We start from the raw sequence: 23,138 nt of genomic DNA, 5'->3' as shown, positions 1-23,138 counted from the left end.
AGCTTGCTCCCGCTGGGTCGCGAAGCGGCCCCGTCTACAGGTTCTGCGGTTTACCTGATATACCGAGGTGTCTGGTTTTGGGGCTGCTTCGCAGCCCAGCGGGAGCAAGCTCCCTCGCCACAGTGTCTTTCCAACAACAATAAAAGGACGCACCACCATGAAGTCATTCAAACGTACCCTGCTCGCCACCGCCCTGGCCCTGCTCGCCCTGCCGGTGATGGCCGATTCGGCGCACCCGAAAATCGGTTTTTCCATCGACGACCTGCGCTTGGAGCGCTGGTCCCGAGACCGCGATTACTTCGTCGCAGCGGCGGAAAAGCTCGATGCCAAGGTGTTCGTGCAATCGGCCGATGCCAACGAGCAGAAGCAGATCTCGCAGATCGAAAACCTCATCTCCCGTGGCGTCGACGTGATCGTTATCGTGCCGTTCAATGCCACGGTGTTGACCAACGCAGTCGCCGAAGCCAAGAAGGCCGGGATCAAAGTCGTGTCTTACGACCGGCTGATCCTCAACGCGGACATCGACGCCTACATCTCCTTCGATAACGAAAAGGTCGGCGAAATGCAGGCCAACGGCGTGCTGCAAGCGGCGCCCAAGGGCAATTACTTCCTGCTCGGCGGCGCGCCCACCGACAACAACGCCAAGGTGCTGCGCGAAGGCCAGATGAAAGTGCTGCAGCCGGCCATCGACAAGGGCGATATCAAGATTGTCGGCCAGCAGTGGGTCAAGGAATGGAACCCCACAGAGGCGCTGAGCATTGTCGAGAACGCCCTGACCCGCAATAACAACAAGATCGACGCCATCGTCGCCTCCAACGACGCCACCGCCGGCGGTGCGATCCAGGCCCTGGCCGCGCAGAAGCTGGCGGGCAAGGTGCCGATTTCCGGCCAGGACGCTGACCTGGCGGCGATCAAGCGCGTGATCGACGGTACCCAGACCATGACCGTCTACAAGCCGCTCAAGTTGATCGCCACCGAGGCGGCCAAACTGTCGGTGCAGCTGGCGCGCAATGAAAAGCCCACCTACAGCTCGCAATACGACAATGGCAGCAAGCAGGTCGACACCATCCTGCTCACGCCGACGCCGTTGACCAAGGCCAATATCGACGTGCTGGAGAAGGACGGGTTCTACACCAAAGAGCAGATCGCCGGGCAATGACCGCCATGGCCGCCGACTACTTGCTGCAAATGAACGGCATCGTCAAAAGCTTTGGCGGTGTCAACGCCCTCGACGGCATCGACATCAAGGTACGGCCAGGGGAATGCGTCGGCCTGTGTGGCGAGAACGGCGCCGGCAAATCCACCTTGATGAAGGTGCTGTCGGCGGTCTACCCGTACGGCACCTGGGAGGGCGAAATCCTCTGGGACGGGCAGCCGCTCAAAGCCCAGTCGATCAGCGAAACCGAGGCCGCCGGCATCGTCATCATCCACCAGGAATTGACCCTGGTGCCCGACCTGTCGGTGGCCGAGAACATCTTCATGGGCCACGAGCTGACCCTGCCCGGTGGGCGCATGAATTACCCGGCGATGCTGCACCGCGCCGAGGCGTTGATGCGCGAACTCAAGGTGCCGGACATGAACGTCGCGCTGCCGGTGTCGCAGTACGGCGGCGGCTACCAGCAACTGGTGGAGATCGCCAAGGCCCTCAACAAACAGGCGCGCCTGCTGATCCTGGACGAGCCCTCCTCGGCCCTGACCCGCTCGGAGATCGAGGTGCTGCTCGACATTATCCGCGACCTCAAGGCCAAGGGCGTGGCCTGTGTGTATATCTCGCACAAGCTCGATGAAGTGGCCGCCGTGTGCGACACCATTACAGTGATTCGCGATGGCAAGCACATAGCGACCACCGCCATGGCCGACATGGACATCCCACGGATCATCACGCAGATGGTCGGCCGCGAGATGAGCAACCTCTACCCCACCGAACCCCACGAGGTGGGCGAGGTGATCTTTGAAGCGCGCAACGTCACCTGCTACGACGTCGACAACCCCAGGCGCAAACGCGTCGACGATATTTCGTTTGTACTCAAGCGCGGTGAAATCCTCGGCATCGCCGGGCTGGTGGGTGCCGGGCGCACGGAACTGGTGTCGGCGCTGTTCGGCGCCTACCCCGGCCGCTACAGCGCCGAGGTATGGCTGGAGGGCCAGGTGATCGACACGCGCACGCCGCTCAAGTCGATCCGCGCGGGGCTGTGCATGGTGCCCGAGGACCGCAAGCGCCAGGGCATCATTCCCGACCTGGGCGTGGGCCAGAACATCACCCTGGCGGTGCTCGACACCTACGCCCACCTGACCCGCATCGACGCCGAAGCCGAACTGGGCAGCATCGATCAGCAGATCGCCCGCATGCACCTCAAGACCGCCAGCCCGTTTCTGCCGATCACCAGCCTGTCCGGTGGCAACCAGCAAAAAGCCGTGCTGGCGAAAATGCTGATGGCCAAGCCCAAGGTGCTGATCCTCGATGAGCCCACGCGCGGGGTGGATGTGGGGGCCAAGTATGAGATCTACAAACTGATGGGCGCGCTGGCGGCCGAGGGGGTGTCGATCATCATGGTGTCGTCGGAGCTCGCTGAAGTGCTCGGCGTGTCCAACCGCGTGCTGGTGATCGGCGACGGCCAGCTGCGGGGGGATTTCATCAATCAGGGGCTCACCCAGGAACAGGTGCTCGCCGCTGCGCTCAGCCAAAATAACAATGATCGGAAGACCGCGTAGATGAATCAGGTCAAACACCTTTTCACCCGCTACAAAATGCTCGCCCTGGTGATCGCCGTGGCGTTCATCTGGCTGTTTTTCAGCTGGCAGACCGACGGCGGCTTCCTCACGCCGCGCAACCTGTCCAACTTGCTGCGGCAGATGTCGATCACCGGGATCCTGGCGTGCGGCATGGTGCTGGTGATCATCAGCGGCGAAATCGATTTGTCGGTGGGTTCGTTGCTCGGATTGCTGGGTGGGCTGGCGGCGATCCTGGATGTGGTGTACCACATCCCGCTGCTGGCCAACCTGAGCCTGGTGGCGTTGTGTGGCCTGATGATCGGCATGGCTAACGGCTACATGACCGCCTACCTGCGCATCCCCTCGTTCATTGTCGGCCTGGGCGGGATGCTGGCGTTTCGCGGGATCTTGCTGGGCATCACCGGCGGCACCACCATCGCACCGGTGTCGCCGTCGCTGGTGTACGTCGGCCAAGGGTACCTGCCGCACACCGTGGGCATCGGCCTGGGTGCAGTGCTGTTCGCGCTGACCCTGTTCCTCACCTGGAAACAACGGCGCAACCGCGCCCTGCATGGCCTGGCCGCGCACTCTCTGATGCGCGACGTACTGCGCGTGGTGCTGATCGGCGCGGTGCTGGCCGGGTTTGTCACCACCCTCAACAGCTATGACGGCATTCCGGTGCCGGTGTTGCTGCTGCTGGTGCTGCTCGGCGTGTTCAGCTACGTCACCAGCCAGACCGTCTTCGGCCGTCGCGTGTATGCGGTGGGCAGCAATATGGAAGCCACGCGGCTGTCCGGCATCAACGTGCAGGCGGTGAAACTGTGGATCTTCGGCATCATGGGCGTGATGTGCGCCCTCGCCGGCCTAGTCAACACCGCCCGCCTGGCCGCCGGCTCACCGTCGGCGGGCAATATGGGCGAGCTGGACGCCATCGCAGCGTGCTTCATCGGCGGCACTTCGATGCGCGGCGGGTCGGGCACGGTATATGGCGCCTTGCTCGGGGCGTTGGTGATTACCAGTTTGGATAACGGCATGTCGATGCTGGATGTGGACAGTTACTGGCAGATGATCGTGAAGGGCAGCATCCTGGTGCTGGCGGTGTGGGTGGATGTGAGTACACGGGCGGGACGCCGGTGAACCCTGTGGGAGGGGGCTTGCTCCCGATGGCGCAGTGCCAGTCGATATTCATCAGCTGATACACCGCTATCGGGAGCAAGCCCCTCCCACATTGCCCTCATTTTTCCTCGGGGTGATTGCCAAGGCTAGCAACGGGGGATGACCGTCCCACGCAGGAGCGCGGAAACGATCGGTGTCTGCGGTCAATCCTTCTCGACCCGAGCAGTGTTGCCGTCCCATCCGCCACCCAGCGCCGCAATCAATTGCACGCTCGCCACCAGCCGCGACTGCAGCAAGGTCAATACCGTGCGCTCGTTGCTCAAGGCGGTCGCCTGTACGGTGACCACGTCCAGATAAGCGATCAACCCGGCCTTGTACTGGTTCTCGGTCAACCGCAACGACTCGCGGGCAGCCTCCAGCGCTTCGTTGCTGACTACCGCTTCGTCCGCCAGCACCTTGAGCTGCACCATGTAGTTTTCCACTTCGCGGAACCCATCCAGCACGGTCTGACGGTACTTGGCCACGGTCTCGTCGTAACTGGCCACGCTGCGGTCGACTTCCGCCGAGCGCTGGCCGCCGTCGAACAGGGTCATGGCCAGCTTCGGGCCCACCGACCAGAAGCGGTTTGGCAGGCTGATCCAGTCTGCATAGGTGCTGCTGGAATAGCCCCCCGCCAGGCTCAAGGTCAAGTCGGGGTAATAGGCAGCCTTGGCCACGCCGATATTGGCGTTGGCCGCAATCACCGAGCGTTCCGCCGAGGCAATATCCGGGCGACGCTCCAACAGGTGCGACGGCAGGCCGACGGGAATCTGCGGCAGTGCCGGGATGTCTTTGCTCACGGCCAGGCTGAAATTGGCCGGCGCTTCACCGATCAATACCGCAATGGCATTTTCCAGTTGCGCACGCTGCCAGATCAGGTCGATCAGGCTGGCCTGGGTAGTCTTGAACTGGGTTTGCGCCTGGGCGATGGCGTCCTTGCCGGCCACACCGGCGCGGTATTGGTTTTCGGTCATTTGCAGCGAGCGCTGGTAGGTGTCCAGGGTGGCTTGCAACAAGCGTGTCTGTTCGTCCATGACTCGCAACTGCAAATAGCTCTGCACCAGCTCCGACTGTTGGCTCAGGCGCATTGCGGCCAGGTCGGCCGAGCTGGCCTCGGCACTGGCTTCGTTGGCCTCCAGGCCTCGGCGCAATTTGCCCCAGATATCGGCTTCCCAGCTCACGCCCAACTGCGCATTGAGGGTGTCGCGGATACCACTGCTGGAACTGCTGAGGCTGGCGCTGCTGCTACCGGTGCCCTGGCTGGCGCGGGTTTTACCGACGCTCAGGTCGACGCTGGGGTAAAACGCCCCGCGAGCACTGCGCACCAGTGCCTGGGCTTGGCGGAAACGTGCCTCGGCCTGGGCGACGGTCTGGTTGGAGGTGTTGAGGCGTACCACCAGGTCGTTCAGTTGGCGATCGCCGTACAGCTCCCACCATGCGCCACGGGCCAGGGAATCACTTGGATTGGCCTGGCGCCAGCCCTGGGCTTGCTTGAATTGTGCCGGTTCGACCACGGCCGGCCGCTGGTAATCAGGACCGATGGCGCAGGCGCTGAGTAGCACACCAGAGATAACCAGGGTAAGCACCCTCATACCCTTGCCGAGACTCGCGCTGTGGCGAGGGAGCTTGCTCCCGCTGGAGGGCGGAGCACTCCCAGGCGCTTTTGGGGCCGCTGCGCAGCCCAGCGGGAGCAAGCTCCCTCGCCACAACAAGCGGGAGCCTACCGGTGAGGGATTGGTTGAATCGGTCATAGCGCAGTGTCCAGGGCAGCATCGGTACGCACGCCGCGCCAGGCATTGAAGCGGTGACGCGCGCGGTCAAGATAGAGGTAAACCACCGGAGTGGTGTAAAGGGTCAGGATCTGGCTGAACACCAGGCCGCCGATAATGGTCAGGCCCAGGGGCTGGCGCATTTCCGCGCCATCACCGGCGCCGAGCAGCAATGGCAAGGCCCCGAGAATCGCCGCCAGGGTGGTCATCAGGATCGGCCGCAGGCGCAGCAGGCAGGCGCTGCGAATCGACTCCAGCGGGCTCATGCCGTCATGACGCTCAAGCTGCAGCGCCAGGTCGATCATCAGGATCGCGTTTTTCTTCACCACCCCGATCAGCAGGAACAGCCCCAGCAGTGAGATCAGGCTGAACTCCCCGCCCAGCAGGTAGATAGACAGCAACGCGCCAACCCCGGCCGAGGGCAAGGTCGACAGAATCGTCAGCGGGTGAATATAGCTTTCATACAGAATGCCCAGCACCAGGTACACCGCCACCAGCGCGCCGAGAATCATGAACGGCTGGCCTTTCTGGGTGGCGGCGAACGCGTCGGCGGTGCCGGCCATCTTGGCGATCACGTCTTCCGGCAGGCCGACCTTGGCAATCGCGCGTTCGATGGCAGCGGTGCCCTGCTCCACCGTGACGCCGGGCGCCATGTCGAACGCGATGTTTTCCGAGGCGAACTGCCCTTCATGGCTGACGCGGTCATCGGCCAGGCTGTTCTCATAATGGGCAATGGTCGACAGCGGCACCCGCGCGCCATCAGCGGTGATCACCTGCACCTGGTTGAGGGTGATCGGGTCCTGGGCATATTTGGGATTGACCTCCATCACCACCTGATACTGGTTGAGGCTGTCGTAGATCGTGGAAATCTGCCGCTGGCTGTAGGCGTTATTCAGCACCGAGGTGACCATGTCCATGTCGATGCCCAGGCGCTTGGCCTGATCGCGGTCGACGATCAGCGTGACCTGGGCCGCGCCGCGTCCTTCGCGGGCGTCGATGGCGGTCAGCTCCGGCAGCTCACGCAGGGCGGCCACCACTTTCGGGTACCACTGGCGCAACGCGGCCAGGTCACCGCTTTGCAGGATGTAGGAGTACTGCGCGCTGGTCTGGTCGCGGCTGCCGCCAAACTGCAGGTCCTGGTCGGCCATCAGGAACAGACGACCGCCCGGCACCAGCGGTACCTCTTTGCGCAAGCGCTCGATCACCGCCTGGGCCGAGACCTTGCGCTCACCGATAGGTTTGAGGCGCACCAGCATCACCGCGTTGTTGATGCCGTTGTTGCCGCCGATAAAGCCGGCCACGCTGAGCACCGCCGGGTCCTTGAGCACGGCCTGGCGAAAAATTTCCATCTTCGGCTGCATCACGTTGAACGACAGCCCGTCATCGCCACGCACAAAACCGATCAACTGGCCGGTGTCCTGCTGGGGCATGAAGGTTTTCGGCACCACCACGTACAGCGCGATGTTCACGCCCACGGTGACCAGCAGGCTGAGCAGGGTCAGGCGTCGATGGCGCAGCACCCAGTCCAGGCTGGTGGCATAGGCGGCGACCATGCGCTCGTTGATGCGGTGGCTCCAGCGCTGCAACCCGGTCATGTGCCCTTTGACATGGGGCTTGAGCCAGCGCGCGCAGAGCATCGGGGTCAGGGTCAGCGACACGATCAGCGAGACGATGATCGCCGCCGACAAGGTGATGGAAAACTCACGAAACAGGTTGGTGACAATGCCGCCCATGAACAGGATGGACAGAAACACCGCCACCAGCGATACGTTCATCGACAGCAAGGTAAAGCCGACTTCCTCGGCGCCCAGGTAGGCGGCCTTCATCGACGGCACACCCTCGTCGATATGCCGGGAAATGTTCTCCAGCACCACAATGGCATCGTCCACCACCAGGCCAGTGGCCAGGATCAGCGCCATCAGCGAGAAGTTGTTCAACGAAAACCCGTACAGGTACATCACCGCAAAAGTGCCCACCAGCGACACCGGCACCGCCAGGGTGGGGATCAACGAGGCGCGGAAGTTGCCCAGGAACAGGTACACCACCAGCACCACCAGGGCCACGGCGATCAGCAGGGTCATTTCGGCTTCGTGCAAGGTGGCGGTGATGACCGGCGAACGGTCCATGGCCAGGTTGAGCTTGACGCTGGACGGCAACACCGCCTGCAACGCCGGCAACTGCGCCTTGATCTGCCGCACCGTCTCGATGATGTTGGCGCCGGACTGGCGGTTGATCACCAGCAGCACCGCCGAATCATTGTTGAAAAAACCGCTGTTGTAACGGTCTTCGACGCCATCGCTGATCTTTGCCACATCGCTCAGGCGCAGCGCCGCGCCATTCTGGTAGCGAATCAGCAGCGGCTCGTAGTCCTTGGCTTTTTCCAACTGGTCGTTGGCCTGGATCTGCCAGTTGCGCTCGCTGTCTTCCAGGGAGCCTTTGGGCCGGCGCTGGTTGGCGTTGGCGATGGTATTGCGCACATCGTCCAGGGCCACGCCGTACTGGTCGAGGGCCTTGGGCTCCAGTTCGATGCGCACGGCCGGCAGCGAACTGCCGCCGATCTGCACTTCACCCACCCCCGGCACCTGGGACAGGCTCTGGGACAGGATGGTCGAGGCCAGGTCGTACAGCTGGCCCTTCTGCAACACGTCCGAGGTCAGCGACAGCACCATGATCGGCGCCTGGGACGGGTTGATCTTCTTGTACGTGGGCATGCTGCGCATGCCGCTGGGCAGCAGGTTGCGCGACGCATTGATCGCCGCCTGCACTTCCCGCGCCGCGCCGTTGATATCGCGGTCGGAATCGAACGCCAGGATCACTCGCGTAGAGCCCTGGCTCGATGAACTGCTCATGGTGGTGATGCCGGCAATCGCACCGAACGAGCGCTCCAGCGGCGTGGCCACGGTAGACGCCATCACCTCGGGGCTGGCGCCGGGCAAGCTGGCCGACACCACGATCACCGGGAAGTCGATCTGGGGCAACGGCGACACCGGCAGCAGATTGAAGCTGACGCCGCCGAGCAACATGATCGCCAGGCTCAGCAGCATCGTGGCTACCGGCCGGCGAATGAACGATCCGGACAGGTTCATGACTCAACCGGCTCCAGGCTCTGTGGCTCTTTGCGCCAGCGCCGTCCCAACCGATCGAAATACAGGTAGATCACCGGCGTGGTGAACAGCGTCAACACCTGGCTCACCAGCAACCCGCCGACCATCACCAGGCCCAGGGGCTGGCGCAGCTCGGCACCGGAACCGGTGGCCAGCATCAACGGCACGGCACCGAACAAGGCGGCCAGGGTGGTCATCAGGATCGGCCGGAAGCGCAGCAGCGCCGCCTGGTAGATGGCGGTCTGCGGGTCCAGGCCCTGGTTGCGCTCGGCGTCGAGGGCGAAGTCGATCATCATGATCGCGTTCTTCTTGACGATACCGATCAGCAAAATGATGCCGATGATCGCGATCATGCCAAGGTCATTGCCACTGAGCAGCAAGGCGAGCAAGGCACCCACCGCCGCCGAGGGCAAGGTCGAGAGAATGGTGATCGGGTGGATATAACTCTCGTAGAGCACGCCGAGCACGATGTACATGGTGACCACCGCCGCCAGGATCAGCAGCAAGGTGCTCGACAGCGAGGCCTCGAACGCCTGGGCCGCGCCCTGGAACTGGGTCTGCACGCCGACCGGCATGCCGATGTCCTTCTGGGTCTGGTTGATCAGCTCCACACCTTTGCCCAGTGCAACGCCGGGGGCCAGGTTGAACGACATCATCACCGCCGGGAACTGGCCGATATGGGCAATCGCCAACTGCGCCTGGCGCTGCTCCACATGGGCCAGGCTCGACAGCCGTACCTGGCCGCCATCGGTGGTCTTCACATGGATCTGGTTGAGCGCGGCCGGGCCCAGGGTTTCGCCCGATTGGGCCTGCAATACCACGCGGTACTGGCTGGCCTGGGTGTAGATGGTGGAAATCTGCCGTTGGCCGAAGGCGTCGTACAGCGCGTCGGTGATGGTCGAGACGCTGACGCCCAGGCGCGAGGCGGCATCGCGGTCGATCACCAGGTACACCTGCAGGCCTTTGTCCTGCAGGTCACTGGCCACGTCGGTGAGTTCCGGCAACTGGCTGAGGGCATGCACCAGTTTGTCGCTCCACAGGGCCAACAGCTCGGCGTCCGGCGAGGACATGCTGAATTGGTACTGGGTGCGGCTGACACGGTCTTCAATGGTCAGGTCCTGCACCGGCTGCATGAACAGGCGGATGCCCACCAGCTTGTCGATTTCCGGTTGCAGGCGCGCGATCACCTGCGTCGCGCTCAAGTCGCGCTGCCCGTGGGCCTTGAGGTTGATCAGCAGGCGGCCGCTGTTGAGCGTGGCGTTATCACCGTCCACGCCAATGTAGGACGACAGGCTTTCAACCGCCGGATCGGCCAGGATGATCTTCGCCAGTTGCTGCTGGCGCTGGCTCATCGCCGCAAAGGAAATCGATTGCGGCGCCTCCGAAATGCCCTGGATGACCCCGGTATCCTGCACCGGGAAAAAGCCCTTGGGCACCACCAGGTACAGCACTACCGTAAGACCCAGGGTGGCGATGGCCACCAGCAAGGTCAGCGGCTGGTGCCTGAGCACCCACTGCAACTTGCGCCCGTAGGCTTCGATCAGCCAATCGATCCAGGCGCCGCTGGCCTTGTAAAAGCGGCCCTGCTCCTCTTCTTTCGGCTCACGCTTGAGCAAGCGCGCGCACATCATCGGCGTGAGCGTGAGGGACACTACCAGGGAAATCAGGATCGCCACGGCCAGGGTAATGGCGAACTCGCGGAACAGGCGCCCGACCACGTCGGCCATGAACAGCAGCGGGATCAACACGGCGATCAGCGACAGGGTCAGGGAAATCAGGGTGAAGCCGATCTGTTTGGCGCCCTTGAGCGCGGCGGCCATGGGCGTCTCGCCTTCCTCGATGTAGCGGGAGATGTTCTCCAGCATCACGATGGCATCGTCCACCACGAACCCGGTGGCGATGGTCAGGGCCATCAACGTCAGGTTATTGACCGAAAACCCCGCCAGGTACATCACGCCAAAGGTGCCGATCAGCGACAGCGGCACGGCGATGGATGGAATAAGCGTGGCGCTGACTCGGCGCAGGAACAGGAACGTCACCATTACCACCAGGACAATGGCGATCAGCAATTCGTGCTGCACGTCTTTCACCGACGCGCGGATGGTCTGGGTGCGATCGGTGAGCACCGTCACGTCCAGGCCCGCCGGCAGGTTGTCGGTGATGCTCGGCAGCAGCGCCTTGATACGGTCCACCACCTCGATCACGTTGGCGCCCGGCTGGCGCTGGATATTGAGCAGCACGGCCTGGTTTTCATTGGCCCAGGCGGCAAGGCGCTCGTTTTCGGCGCCGTCGACAATTTGCGCCACGTCTTTAAGGCGCAGCGGCGCGCCGTTGCTGTAGGCCAGGATCAGTTCGGCATATTGCTGGGGCGAGACCAACTGGTCGTTGGCGTCGAGCATCGACACCCGGGTGGGGCCGTCGAAATTGCCCTTGGGCTGGTTGACGTTGGACGCGGCAATCAAAGTGCGCACGTCCGACAGGTTCAAGCCGTTGGCCGCCAGGGCCTCGGGGTTGACCTTGATGCGCACGGCCTGGCGCTGGCCACCGGCGATGCTGACCATGCCGACACCGCTGATCTGCGCGATCTTTTGCGCCATGCGCGTGTCGACCAGGTCATTGAGCTTGGGCAGCAGCATGGTCTTGGAGGTGATGGCCAACGTCAGTACCGGGGTATCCGCCGGGTTGACCTTGTTGTACACCGGCGGCGCCGGCAAATCCTTGGGCAGCAGGTTGGTGGCGGCGTTGATCGCGGCCTGTACCTGTTGCTCGGCGACATCCATGTTGATGTCGAGGTTGAAGCGCAGGGTCAGCACCGACGCGCCGCCGGAGCTGGTGGACGCCATCTGGGTCAGGCCGGGCATCTGCCCGAACTGGCGCTCCAGCGGCGCGGTGACTGCGCTGGTCATCACGTCGGGGCTGGCGCCGGGGTACAGCGTCATCACCCGAATCGTCGGGTAGTCCACCTGGGGCAAGGCCGACACCGGCAACAGGCGATAGGCGATGAGGCCGGCCAATACAATGGCCAGCATGCTCAGCGTGGTGGCGACCGGGCGAAGGATGAACAGGCGCGACAGGTTCATGCGCCGACCTTTTGCGCCTTGCCGGCGTCAGTACCGGTCTCCCCTTTTGCCGCGGGCTTGCCTTGCAGGTGTTCGGTCGGGGTGGTCGGCACTTCACTGCTGTCGTTGACCACTTCGATTTCACTGCCGTCCTTGAGACGGTCGGTGCCTTCCATGACCACCCGATCACCCGCCGCGAGGCCTTGCTTGATCACGGTGTTGTCGCCATCGGTATCGCCCACCACCAGCGGCTGGACCTTGACCTTCTTGTCGCCATCGAGCTTGTAGACGAAGGTGCCGTTGTTACCGAACTGGATCGCAGCGGAAGGTGCCAGCACCACGTTGTGCAGGGTGTCGGCCAGCAGATGCACATTGACGAACTGATTGGGGAACAGCGCCTGATCCTTGTTATCGAAGCGCGCCTTGAATTTCAGGGTGCCGGTGGTCACGTCGATCTGGTTGTCCAGGCTTTGCAGCACGCCCACCGCCTGCTTTTTCGCGTCGCCACGGTCCCAGGCTTCCACCGGCAGTTTATTGCCGGCGTGGTAACGGGCGAGCACGGTTTCCAGGGTATTTTCCGGCAGGGTGAAGGCCACGCTGATTGGCTGGGTCTGGGTGATCACCGCGAGGGCGGTGGTGTCGTTGGCGGCCACCAGGTTGCCGACATCGAGCTGACGCAGGCCGACGCGACCGGCAATCGGCGCGCGGATCTTGGTGAATTCAAGGTTCAGCTTGGCATCCTCGACCGCGCCCTGGTTGGTCTTGACCGTGCCCTGGTACTGCATGACCAGCGCTTCGGCGGTGTCCAGGGTCTGCTTGGCGATGCTGTCCTGGGCATACAGGCCGCGATAACGCTCGACGTCGACCTGGGCGTTTTTCAACTGGGCCTGGTTCTGCAGCAACGTGCCCTGGGCCTGGAGCAAGGCGTTCTGGTAGCTGCGCGGGTCGATTTCCGCCAGAAGGTCGCCGGCCTTGACCATCTGCCCTTCTTCAAAGGCGATCTTCACCAGCTCACCGCCCACCCGGCTGCGCACATTAATGGTGTTGAGCGCCGTCACCGTGCCCAACGCCTTGTAGTACACCGGAAAATCCCCCAGCGCCGCCGACGCTACACGCACCGGAATCGGGCCGGTAGCACCGCCGAAACCCGGGCGCGCCATGCCGGTTTTACCGGTGTGCCCGGCCGGAGCGTCCTTATGGGCCGCGCTGCCGGGCCAGAACTTCCAGCACAGGCCGGCGATAACCAGCAGCACGAGCAGGCCGAACAGCCAGCGACGGGAGTTGCGGGGGGAGGATTGCATGGAGTGATCAACCATTGGGCGCGAGAGCTTCTTCTTTGGGAGGCTGAAAGATAAGCACTGGGGTGCGTTTAGAAAAGCACCTTTACCGGCTATTTACCTTGGGCTTACAACTTTTAACTGATGATCTTAGTCCGCCGGCTATTTCGCTAAACCGCTGACGCTCAAATAAAAACGGCCTGGACTAGGCCAGGCCGCAATCATGCATCATACGTGTTACTGCCAAACGACAGTCACGCGCAGATACAGTTACTTCAACACCGCCAGGGCGGCGTCGTAGTTTGGCTCTTCAGCGATTTCCTTGACCAACTCGCTGTGCAGCACAGTGTCGTTTTCGTCCAGCACCACCACCGCGCGAGCGGTCAGGCCCTTGAGCGGGCCGTCGGCAATCGCCACACCGTAATCAACGGCGAAATCCGAATCGCGGAAGTCCGACAGGTTCTTCACGTTTTCCAGGCCTTCGGAACCGCAGAAACGCGCCTGGGCGAATGGCAGGTCGGTGGAGATGCAAAGCACCACGGTGTTTTCCACATCGTTGGCCTGGGCGTTGAACTTGCGCACCGAAGTCGCGCAGGTTGGGGTGTCAACGCTTGGGAAGATGTTCAGCACTTTGCGCTTGCCGGCAAAGGTGGCCAGGGTGGCGTTGGACAGATCGCCGGCGGTCAGGGTGAAGTCTGCAGCTTTGGCGCCGACTTTCGGCAGTTCGCCTTCAACCTGGACCGGGTTGCCTTTGAGGGTAACTTGAGCCATGAACGGAATCCTTATGCTGGGTTTTGGTTAAACGAAATCGAGAGGCCGAAGTTAACCACAAAGTCCGTTGGCTACCTACCGCCAGACACAAATTGTCATGCCATCTGGTTGTGGTTTAATTGCGCGCTTTTCGCCTGCCCTTCAAGGAAATCAAAGCCGATGAATCATCCCGCCACCAAAGTCCTGGTCATCGGTTACGTCTGGCCGGAGCCGCGTTCTTCGGCTGCGGGCGGGCATATGATGCAAATTCTGCAGAGTTTTCTCACACAAGGTTGGGACATCACCTTCAGCAGCCCGGCCACCATCGGCGAGCACAAGGCCGACTTGCCGGCGCTGGGCATCCGTGAATGCGCCATTGAGCTCAATAACAGCAGCTTCGACGACTTCATCCGTGAACTGGCGCCGGACATCGTGCTGTTCGACCGCTTCATGATGGAAGAACAGTTCGGCTGGCGCGTGGAAAAAGGCTGCCCCAACGCCCTGCGCGTGCTGGAAACCTCCGACCTGCAAAGCCTGCGCGACGCCCGGCATGTGCGTCTCAAGGCGGCGCTCAAGGCCGATCCGGAGCGCGATGACTTTACTGCCCTGTTCGCCCCGGATCTGGAGCAAGAATTCCAACGGATGGCCGACACTGACCTGGCCAAACGCGAAATTGCCGCGATCTACCGCTGCGACATCAGCCTGATGATCTCCGACGTGGAAATCCGCCTGCTCACCGAGCAGTTCAAGGTGCCCGCCGCCCTGCTCCACTGGTGCCCGTTGATGATGGAGCCGCCAACCGCAGCTTTTGCGCCGTTCGAAGACCGCGCGCACTTTCTCAGCATCGGCAACTTCCGCCACGCGCCCAACTGGGACGCGGTATTGTGGATGAAGCACAGCCTCTGGCCGCTGATCCGCCAGCAATTACCGGGCGCCCAGTTGCACATCTATGGCGCCTACACCCCGCCCAAGGCCACTGCCCTGCACAACCCGACGCAGGGCTTTCATGTGATGAACTGGGCCGAAGATGCGCTGCAAGTGATGACGGCGGCGCGTATCTGCCTGGCGCCGCTGCGCTTTGGTGCGGGGATCAAGGGCAAACTGGCGGACGCGATGCTGTGCGGCACGCCGACTATCACCACGCCAATCGGCGCCGAGGCCATGGGCGCCGGACAGCCCTGGCCGGGGGCCATCGAGCACAGCGCCACGGCCCTGGCCGCTGCCGCCGTGAGCCTTTATCAGGACCGCGAGCGCTGGGCCCAGGCCCAGGAACACGGCCGCCAACTGCTTGCCCGGCGCTATGACCAGACGGTCCACGGGCCAGCGCTGGTGGCCTGCCTGGAACACTGTCGCAGCCAGCTGGACGCCCATCGACGGGATAATTTCACCGGCAGCATGCTGCGCCACCATGCGCATAAGAGTACGCAGTACATGTCCCAATGGATCGAGGCAAAAAACCGCAGCCTTTAACGCGCGACGCTGGCAGGGTCGCGCGCAACGGGGCATTATCCTACGCGGCACCCACAATAAAGCGACGGCAACATGACCCGAGCAACGCGCATCACCGACCCTTCCTACGAGTTGATGGACGACCATAACGGCCTGTCCATCATCTATCGCCAGCACGGCTTTCCCTGCCCGCTGGTGCGCTGGCACTTCCATAAGGAATACGAGCTGCACCTGATCGTCGCCAGCTCCGGCAAGGTGTTCATTGGCGACTACATCGGCAACTTCTATCCCGAAAGCCTGTTCCTGACGGGCCCCAATTTGCCGCATAACTGGATCAGCCAGGTGGAGGCCGATGAGACAGTCCCCAAGCGCGACATGCTGGTGAACTTTACCGACGAGTTGCTGGAAAACGGCAGTCAGATCTTCACCGAACTCAGAAGCCTGGCGCCGCTGCTCGAACGCGCCCAGTACGGCATCGAATTCCGCTGCAAAACCACCATCGCGCGAGCCATGGATCTGATGCAGCGCATCGAAGACACCCAGGGCATGGCGCGGCTGGGGCACTTCTTTATCTTGCTGGAAGTATTGAGCGTCTGCGAGGACTACCATCTGCTGTCGGGTGCCACTACACCACAGCTGGCCGATGAGCACAGCATCGACCGCACCAACCGCGCGGTGGATTATATCTTTGCCCACTACGCCCGCGAGCTACCGTTGGAGGAAGTGGCAGACTACCTGGGCATGAAGCCCACCTATTTTTCCCGCGTGTTCAAACAGGCTACCGGGCGCACGTTTATCGAGTTCGTCAACCGGCTGCGCATCAGCAAGTCCTGCGAGTTGCTGGCCGATGGCGACAAGGCGGTGACGGATGTGTGTTTTGAGTCGGGCTTCAATAACATTTCCAACTTCAACCGGCGCTTTCAGCAGCTCAAGGGCATGACCCCATCGCACTATCGGCGCCTGGCCGTACAACGGTTGACCGAGCGTAACCAGGCCTGAGCCTGACGCAACCACTCGTCGCTTCTGTCAACTTTGACAGCTATCCGCTCTGCTGCCAGGGGTGTGTGATTTCCTTGCCCGGTTTCACCACTGTACAAGGAGCGCTCACGATGAAAGAACCAACGTCCTCCAACCTGCCCATTCCCCTGTGTGAATCCCCGCCCCACGAGCCCGCATCGCCCTCCGCCGTCAACCTTGACCCGCCTTATGTCAACGGCGCACTGCAGCCGAATCTGGATGCTGACGTAGGATTGGGCATTCGACAGATCGATCCGTGGCTGATTGTGAATTTTGAAAAATGGGCGAACTTCAATGTCGGTGACACCTATAAATTTTTTGCCGGCAGTACCAACTACGCTTTGGGTGCAGGCGAGGTTTACCCGGAAGATTTGTACAAGGACCGTGTGCAGTTGGTCATTCCCGCATCGCTGGTGCCCGAAGGCACGATTTATCCCTGCTTCGGTGAAGTGATCAGAGTGGGCAGCGCCACGCCCAGCACATCCCCACCTCAGACCTGGTACACCAAAACCTCACGGCCAGGTGGTCGCAGCATCTACCCATGGTTCCACTCGAACCTGGTAATACACCTGCCTGAAGACCTGGAATACACGCCGCTGGACGCCGAGCGTGCCAAGGCAGGAGTGGACTTGACCTGTGACTTTTATCCGTTCTGCACGGCAGGCGACACTATTGAAGTGTGGTGGAACGGTATCGCTGTTTTTCAAAAAATCGATCAGCAACACGTTGATGGCACCAAGCCCATCATCGTGCATGTACCTGAACAAACGATTATTTCAGGGGGCAGCGGCGCAGTCTCGATTCTCTTCCGGGTGTTTGACCGCGTACTCAACTATTCCGGGGAAGACCCGCAGTGGTCGAAGGTGGTCAGGCTGGAGGCCGACCTTGAACCCGGCATGCTTGATCGGCCGCACTTCGTGGTCGGCGGTGAGTCCGTCGACGAGCTGAATTTTGATACCCATGGAGACGAGGTGTTCACTGCCGAAATGGTCGTTCCTCGAACGCTACCCGCTACGCCCAATGATACCGCCAGACCTACCCCAGCCGGCGCGCTGATCCATGTAACCCTGACCCAGTTTTACCCGGATGGCTCATCCAGCGTAGTGACGCTGCCTGGTTTTCCTGCACGCATCGGCCTTTCGTCCTCCATCGTGCTGGACAATAAGTACCTTGAAGACGTGATCGATGGCCAACTGCGCATCGAATATACCCTGACAACGGCCAGTGGCGCCTTCCTGCGCGCTTCTCGACGCCTGAGTATTCGCGTGTTCGGCACCAAAAAAATGATGCCCCCGATGCGAATCGAGCAGGACGAGGGCGGCCTGATTGATCCGGAACACCCTTTCATCAGGGCCATTTTCCCGGTCTACAGCCCTTACGCCCCCAGCAACAGCGTGACCTTTCGCATGGAAGCACCGCGACCTGGCGGCGGACTGATTGAATACGAAGAAACCGTGAATGCCGGCGCCCCACCGCCACCTGACCGCTTTCGCATCGTACTGCAGGAGGATTTTGCGCCCTTCATTGGCGTGGGACCGGTCAAGGTCTACTACCTCGTCAATGACCATCAAATGCGCACGCTTGGCCCAGGCGTACAGACGGTGCGCAAGTCCGCAGTGTTGGAAGTCATTTTCGGATCGGTCGTCGCCGAGTTGCCGGCGCCGCAATTGCAGTATGTCGACGTGTTCGACAACCTGGACCCTGCCAGCGTGATCGGAGGTCAGCTCAAGCTGACGTTGCCCTACACACGCACGTTCCCTGGGGACAAGTTCATCTGGACATGGCTGGGCGCCAACGCCAGCGGAACCACTGGAGAGGAAGTCGAACTCTATTCCGATACGGCCGGCAAGCCGGTAGTGGTCCTGGTGGACGAAGCGTTCGTCATTGCCAATGACAATAAGGAAATCCGCCTGAGCTACGCCTTGGCACCCAAGGACGGCAGCCGGCGCCGTTATTCGGAGCGCCGGACCATTACCGTGGGCCAGGCGCTGACCCTCAAGCGTCCCGAGGTCGTGCAGGCCACGCGCTATCCCGACCAGTTGGCGGCGGTGGCCGCGGTAAAGGGCGCGACTGTCGTCGTCGAGTACCCGCAGATGCTGCCTTCCCATCAGGTTCGCTGTTGCTGGACCGGCATTGCGGGCATCGGCACTTACTGCGAGCCCCAATACGGCAGCTCTTCGAAAGTCCTGCACTTTGATATTGACCCGGAGGTGGTGGGCGCCAACATCCAGGCCCAGGGACACGTCATCCATGTGCAGTACTTCGTCATGCGGGGCGAGCACGAGTCCCCTTCGCCTGTGCTGGCCCTGGAGTTGTTGCCACCGCCGCTGCCTGAACCCTACATAGAAGGCCACTCCTATGATGGCGTGCTGAATATCGGCACATTGAACGGTACCGAACGCGCGATTGAAGACCGCTGGCACTTCAGCCATCGGTTCCAGCGAATGTGGTTCGAGATGTCCGGCACCTACGCTGACGGTTATCCCTTCGACTACACCTTTTACACGGCAGACCTGGTGACACAGGACGGCGAATTGAACGGTATTCGTGCACCGGCGCCGGTCGCTGAATTGCGCAAGCTCAAGGACGGTTCGCCACTGAACATGCGCTTCGGGGTAACGTTCGACCGCAGCGCCGAGCTGGCCAATGCGGTCTGGTTCAAGGAGCGGCGCTATACCATTCAGGCCTTGCCCGCGCAGTTCCCGGTGCCGACGCTGATCGAGGCAACCGGCTCCGGCACACTGGTCACCCTGGCCCCCTTGAACGCACAGTACGGGGCGCATGTGCAGGTGTCCACCAGCCCGATGTATACCAGCGACGTCATCTTCGTGGAGGTCGTGGGTAAAACCGCTGCAGGCTCGGCAGTGATCGGGCCGAAGTATGGCGAAACCGATGGCACCGTCATCGTCGACGTGCCCGCTTCAGTGATCGCCGCGAATATCGGCAACAAGCCTACGCAGTTCACGATCAGGTATACGGTGACACGAGGCGGGCAAACCCGGCCCTCGGTACCGCTCACGGTCAATCTTGAAAGCCTGCCGCTGAGCGAACTGAAAAAAACCGTGATTCGTATCGATCAGGCATCCGCCAGCGGCGTGATCGATGTGGACGCCCTGCCCGGCAACGCCACCGCAAGGGTGACGACCTTCCCATTCATTGCCCCACACCTGCCCGTATGGCTGCATTTGTACGGTTTCAGAGCCGACGGTACGCCGCATAACCTGACCCTGATGAATGGTTCGAACAAGGCCGAGGTCGACTCGGCCTGGATCAGCCAGGGTTATCACCTGGAAACCGTATTGATCAATTACCTGCGAGACCTTGGCAATCGCAGCCAGCTGACCCTGCAATTCAAAGCGGCGCTCAATGGCGTAAGGGATGAATTGCAAGCGATTGAATTTCCACCCACCCGTTACACGCTGCAAAGCGTGATGATCAAGGAGTGCACGACGTTCAATGACAATTACATGAACTACTGGCTCAGTGAATGGCCGGACGCAGGCATTCGCCGCGAGTCGAATGGCAACTATTTCTGGCAGTCGACACCGACTACCGGCAGGGGCGTCAGTCTGTACAAAGTGCTGACGCCCGCCGCCGAGGGCTACTACCGCGTCAGCTTCCGCTACAGGATCAGCAAGTTTGCCGCGATTGGGGCGCCGACCTTTGTCGAGATTCATCTGGGCACGTTGAAATGGACGCAAAACGTGCCCACGTTGAATACCTGGCTCAGCGTCAATGTGCCGCTCGGTTATTTGCCCGGCAAACCGTTCGAGGCCTCCGTTTCGGTCAGAAACCCGACCACCGGCGGGGTGTATGACATCGATGATATCTGTATCACACAGACGCCGTATCCGACCGTGATGTAGAGGTGAAAAAGGGATCTGTACCTGGGTACCGATCCCTTTTCAATGGCTTGCTGCGGCTTGAAAATGTTGGGGACAGGCAGTCCCGTCAGGGCCTTACACAGGTACGCACGGACTCATCGAACTCCAGCCCGGCCGGGCAGTTAAACGGGTATTGAATATACCGCTGGATGTTGGCGTTATAAACACACCGATGGTATCCACCTACCACATTGGTGCTTTTGAAATAGCCTTCTTTCGTACATGCCGGTTCTCGTGATGCCAACGGCGGTTCGGTGCTACAAGCGCTGATAAAACCTGCAATCATCAAGACTAATAGGGCTTTATTGCTTTTGAGGTCTACACGGAAAGGATTCATAAACATCTCCAGGTTGGTGTATGCCACGCCATTAACTCCCCGTTGTTTTTCTGCGTCTACTGTCAGAATTAACAGGTGAGCGCGCCATGACGCTGCGCTACCGCCGTGCCCGTGCAGTGCAAAAAAGTATCAGTCTCAGTGCTCCCAAGGATTTGTCACCGGCGCATTTGAGGGCTGTAATCAACGCACACTCTTCCTGACTCCCTGTGGGAAGACACAACAACAATAACCGTCCTTCTGTAGCCCTCTGGGCGCGGAAATGGAGTGCGCGATGAAGTTCACAGCAAAAGCTCTGCTTGTCTCAACCTGCATGATGACCTGCATGACCCTCAGCGCCGTCAGCCTCGGCGCGCAAACCCTGACCATTGCCACCGTCAACAACAGCGACATGATCCGCATGCAGAAGCTTTCGAAAACCTTCGAGGCCGAGCATCCGGAGATCAAGCTGAACTGGGTGGTGCTCGAAGAAAACGTGCTGCGCCAGCGCCTGACCACCGACATTGCCACCCAGGGCGGCCAGTTCGACGTGTTGACCATCGGTATGTACGAAGCCGCACTCTGGGGCGCCAAGGGTTGGCTGGAGCCGATGAAGGACCTGCCGGCTTCCTACGACCTCGATGATGTGTTCCCTTCGGTACGCGACGGCCTGTCGGTCAAAGGCTCGCTGTACGCCCTGCCGTTCTATGCCGAAAGCTCGATTACCTATTACCGCACCGACCTGTTCAAGGACGCCGGGCTGAGCATGCCCGAGCATCCGACCTGGAGCCAGATCGGCGAATACGCGGCCAAACTCACCGACAAGAGCAAAGAGCAATACGGCCTGTGCCTGCGCGGTAAAGCCGGCTGGGGCGAAAACATGGCGCTGATCACCACGTTGGCCAACGGCTACGGCGCACGCTGGTTCGACGAGAAGTGGCAGCCGCAGTTCAACGGCCCCGAGTGGAAGGACGCGCTGAATTTCTACGTCGACAACATGAAGAAATCCGGCCCGCCGGGTGCGTCCAGCAACGGCTTCAACGAAAACCTGGCGCTGTTCAACAGCGGCAAGTGCGCGATCTGGGTGGACGCCAGTGTGGCCGGCTCGTTTGTCACCGACAAGAGCCAGAGCAAGGTCGCCGAGCATGTCGGCTTCACTTTTGCGCCCCACGAGAAGACCGACAAGGGCACCTCGTGGCTGTACTCCTGGAGCCTGGCGATCCCCACCAGCTCCAAGGCCAAGGACGCCGCCAAGGTGTTCACCACCTGGGCCACCTCCAAGGAATATGGCGCATTGGTCGCCAAGACCGACGGCGTCGCCAACGTACCGCCAGGCACCCGTCAATCCACCTACAGCGACGCGTACATGAAGGCCGCGCCGTTCGCCAAGGTGACCCTGGAATCGCTGAAAGTCGCGGACCCGACCAAACCCACCGAAAAACCGGTGCCATATATCGGTATTCAATTGGTGACCATTCCTGAGTTCCAGGCGATCGGTACCCAGGTCGGCAAGTTCTTCTCCGGCGCGCTGACCGGCCAGCAGACGGTCGATGCCGCACTGACGGCCGCACAGACCACCACCGAGCGGGAAATGAAGCGGGCCGGTTACCCCAAGTAACCCCCGATCCTGTAGGAGCGAGCTTGCTCGCGAAAAAGGTACATCCGACGCCGCAATGCGCCTGGAATACCTTCGCGAGCAAGCTCGCTCCTACAGGGGTTTTGCGCACCTGTCCCTAACCGGTCTCGAATACCATGAATACAACACCCAAAAACCGCCTGGCCAACCCCGGCTGGTTCCTTGTCAGCCCCTCAGTGGCCTTGCTGCTGCTGTGGATGATCGTGCCCCTGGGCATGACCCTGTACTTCTCCTTGATCCGCTACAACCTGCTCTACCCCGGCGAAAACCAGTTCGTGGGGCTGGAGAACTTCACCTACTTCGTCACCGACTCGGGCTTCCTGCCCGGCGCCACCAATACGCTGTTGCTGGTGGGCAGCGTGCTGCTGATCAGCGTGGTGTTCGGCGTGCTGATCAGTGCGCTGCTGGAGGCCAGTGAGTTCTTCGGTCGCGGCCTGGTGCGGGTGTTGTTGATTTCGCCGTTCTTCATCATGCCCACCGTCGGCGCGTTGATCTGGAAGAACCTGATTTTTCACCCGGTATCGGGGATTCTCGCTGCGGTGTGGAAGTTCTTTGACGCAGAACCCGTGGACTGGCTGGCGCACTACCCGCTGCTGTCGATCATCATCATTGTGTCGTGGCAGTGGCTGCCCTTCGCCATTCTGCTGCTGATGACCGCCATGCAGTCCCTCGACCAGGAACAAAAGGAAGCCGCACGCCTGGACGGTGCCGGCGCCATCGCGATCTTCTGGCACCTGACCCTGCCGCACTTGGCCCGCCCGATTGCCGTGGTGGTGATGATTGAAACCATCTTCCTGCTCTCGGTGTTCGCCGAAATCTTCACCACCACCAACGGTGGCCCCGGTTACGCCTCGACCAACCTCGCCTACCTGATCTACAACCAGGCGCTGGTGCAGTTCGACGTGGGCATGGCCTCGGCCGGCGGCTTGATCGCCGTGGTCATCGCCAATATCGCGGCGATCATCCTGGTGCGGATGATCGGCAAAAACCTGACTGACAAGCCTTGAGGGCCG

General features: G+C 61.4%; 14 protein-coding genes. 8 read left to right on the top strand and 6 right to left on the bottom strand.

Going from position 1 to position 23,138, the window contains the following annotated elements; translation table 11 throughout:
- Nucleotides 1–157 precede the first annotated feature (157 nt).
- From xylF to C4J88_RS11260, 3 genes are read left to right on the top strand one after another with little or no spacing between them, the layout of a single operon-like run.
- Nucleotides 158–1,159: a D-xylose ABC transporter substrate-binding protein gene (gene xylF, locus C4J88_RS11270; protein WP_124370398.1), complete on the top strand. Its 1,002-nt coding sequence runs from the start codon at nucleotides 158–160 to the stop codon at nucleotides 1,157–1,159.
- Entirely contained in the window at nucleotides 1,156–2,712 is a 1,557-nt protein-coding gene (gene xylG, locus C4J88_RS11265; protein ID WP_124406942.1) for a D-xylose ABC transporter ATP-binding protein, read from the top strand. The genes xylF and xylG overlap by 4 nt, the downstream gene beginning before the upstream one ends.
- Nucleotides 2,713–3,849 (top strand): sugar ABC transporter permease, encoded by a 1,137-nt coding sequence (locus C4J88_RS11260; RefSeq protein ID WP_124406941.1) that lies wholly within the window; start codon nucleotides 2,713–2,715, stop codon nucleotides 3,847–3,849.
- A gap of 182 nt (nucleotides 3,850–4,031) precedes the next feature.
- Here C4J88_RS11260 and C4J88_RS11255 read toward each other — a convergent pair whose 3' ends face one another.
- From C4J88_RS11255 to tpx, 5 genes are all read right to left on the bottom strand, one after another.
- Entirely contained in the window at nucleotides 4,032–5,459 is a 1,428-nt protein-coding gene (locus tag C4J88_RS11255; RefSeq protein WP_124406940.1) for an efflux transporter outer membrane subunit, read from the bottom strand.
- Nucleotides 5,460–5,614: 155 nt separating this feature from the next.
- Complete coding sequence (locus tag C4J88_RS11245; RefSeq protein ID WP_124406939.1) at nucleotides 5,615–8,722, bottom strand: efflux RND transporter permease subunit; 3,108 nt, start codon at nucleotides 8,720–8,722, stop codon at nucleotides 5,615–5,617.
- Nucleotides 8,719–11,820: an MdtB/MuxB family multidrug efflux RND transporter permease subunit gene (locus C4J88_RS11240; RefSeq protein ID WP_124406938.1), complete on the bottom strand. Its 3,102-nt coding sequence runs from the start codon at nucleotides 11,818–11,820 to the stop codon at nucleotides 8,719–8,721. Before C4J88_RS11240 ends, C4J88_RS11245 begins: the two co-directional genes overlap by 4 nt.
- The gene (locus C4J88_RS11235; protein WP_124406937.1) at nucleotides 11,817–13,115 is read right to left on the bottom strand and encodes an MdtA/MuxA family multidrug efflux RND transporter periplasmic adaptor subunit; all 1,299 of its coding nucleotides are present in this window, start codon (nucleotides 13,113–13,115) and stop codon (nucleotides 11,817–11,819) included. Before C4J88_RS11235 ends, C4J88_RS11240 begins: the two co-directional genes overlap by 4 nt.
- A 231-nt stretch (nucleotides 13,116–13,346) precedes the next feature.
- Nucleotides 13,347–13,847, bottom strand: coding sequence for a thiol peroxidase (gene tpx / locus C4J88_RS11230; RefSeq protein WP_124370392.1), 501 nt, complete (start codon nucleotides 13,845–13,847; stop codon nucleotides 13,347–13,349).
- Between the two features lie 159 nt (nucleotides 13,848–14,006).
- On the opposite strand from tpx, the gene C4J88_RS11225 reads away from it, so the two are divergent.
- The 3 genes from C4J88_RS11225 to C4J88_RS11215 all read left to right on the top strand — a co-directional run bounded on the left by C4J88_RS11225 (nucleotide 14,007) and on the right by C4J88_RS11215 (nucleotide 20,158).
- On the top strand, nucleotides 14,007–15,296 hold the full coding sequence (locus tag C4J88_RS11225) for a glycosyltransferase (protein ID WP_124406936.1): 1,290 nt from the start codon (nucleotides 14,007–14,009) through the stop codon (nucleotides 15,294–15,296).
- A 72-nt stretch (nucleotides 15,297–15,368) separates the two neighbouring features.
- On the top strand, nucleotides 15,369–16,274 hold the full coding sequence (locus tag C4J88_RS11220) for an AraC family transcriptional regulator (RefSeq protein ID WP_124406935.1): 906 nt from the start codon (nucleotides 15,369–15,371) through the stop codon (nucleotides 16,272–16,274).
- A gap of 110 nt (nucleotides 16,275–16,384) precedes the next feature.
- Nucleotides 16,385–20,158 (top strand): hypothetical protein, encoded by a 3,774-nt coding sequence (locus tag C4J88_RS11215; protein ID WP_124406934.1) that lies wholly within the window; start codon nucleotides 16,385–16,387, stop codon nucleotides 20,156–20,158.
- Nucleotides 20,159–20,243: 85 nt separating this feature from the next.
- On the opposite strand, the gene C4J88_RS11210 is transcribed toward C4J88_RS11215, so the two are convergent.
- Nucleotides 20,244–20,540 (bottom strand): chitin binding peritrophin-A domain-containing protein, encoded by a 297-nt coding sequence (locus tag C4J88_RS11210; RefSeq protein WP_124406933.1) that lies wholly within the window; start codon nucleotides 20,538–20,540, stop codon nucleotides 20,244–20,246.
- Nucleotides 20,541–20,823: 283 nt separating this feature from the next.
- Here C4J88_RS11210 and C4J88_RS11205 point away from each other — a divergent pair, with 283 nt between their 5' ends.
- Together C4J88_RS11205 and C4J88_RS11200 are read left to right on the top strand one after the other, a co-directional pair.
- Nucleotides 20,824–22,107 (top strand): sugar ABC transporter substrate-binding protein, encoded by a 1,284-nt coding sequence (locus C4J88_RS11205; RefSeq protein ID WP_372238014.1) that lies wholly within the window; start codon nucleotides 20,824–20,826, stop codon nucleotides 22,105–22,107.
- A gap of 134 nt (nucleotides 22,108–22,241) precedes the next feature.
- On the top strand, nucleotides 22,242–23,132 hold the full coding sequence (locus C4J88_RS11200; RefSeq protein WP_124406932.1) for a carbohydrate ABC transporter permease: 891 nt from the start codon (nucleotides 22,242–22,244) through the stop codon (nucleotides 23,130–23,132).
- The last annotated feature ends 6 nt before the right edge of the window (nucleotides 23,133–23,138 follow it).

It is taken from the genome of Pseudomonas sp. R4-39-08 (genome assembly GCF_003852275.1).
Lineage (GTDB): Bacteria > Pseudomonadota > Gammaproteobacteria > Pseudomonadales > Pseudomonadaceae > Aquipseudomonas.
Note: the sequence above shows the minus strand (reverse complement) of the source record. Positions and strands in the feature narration are given on the sequence as shown.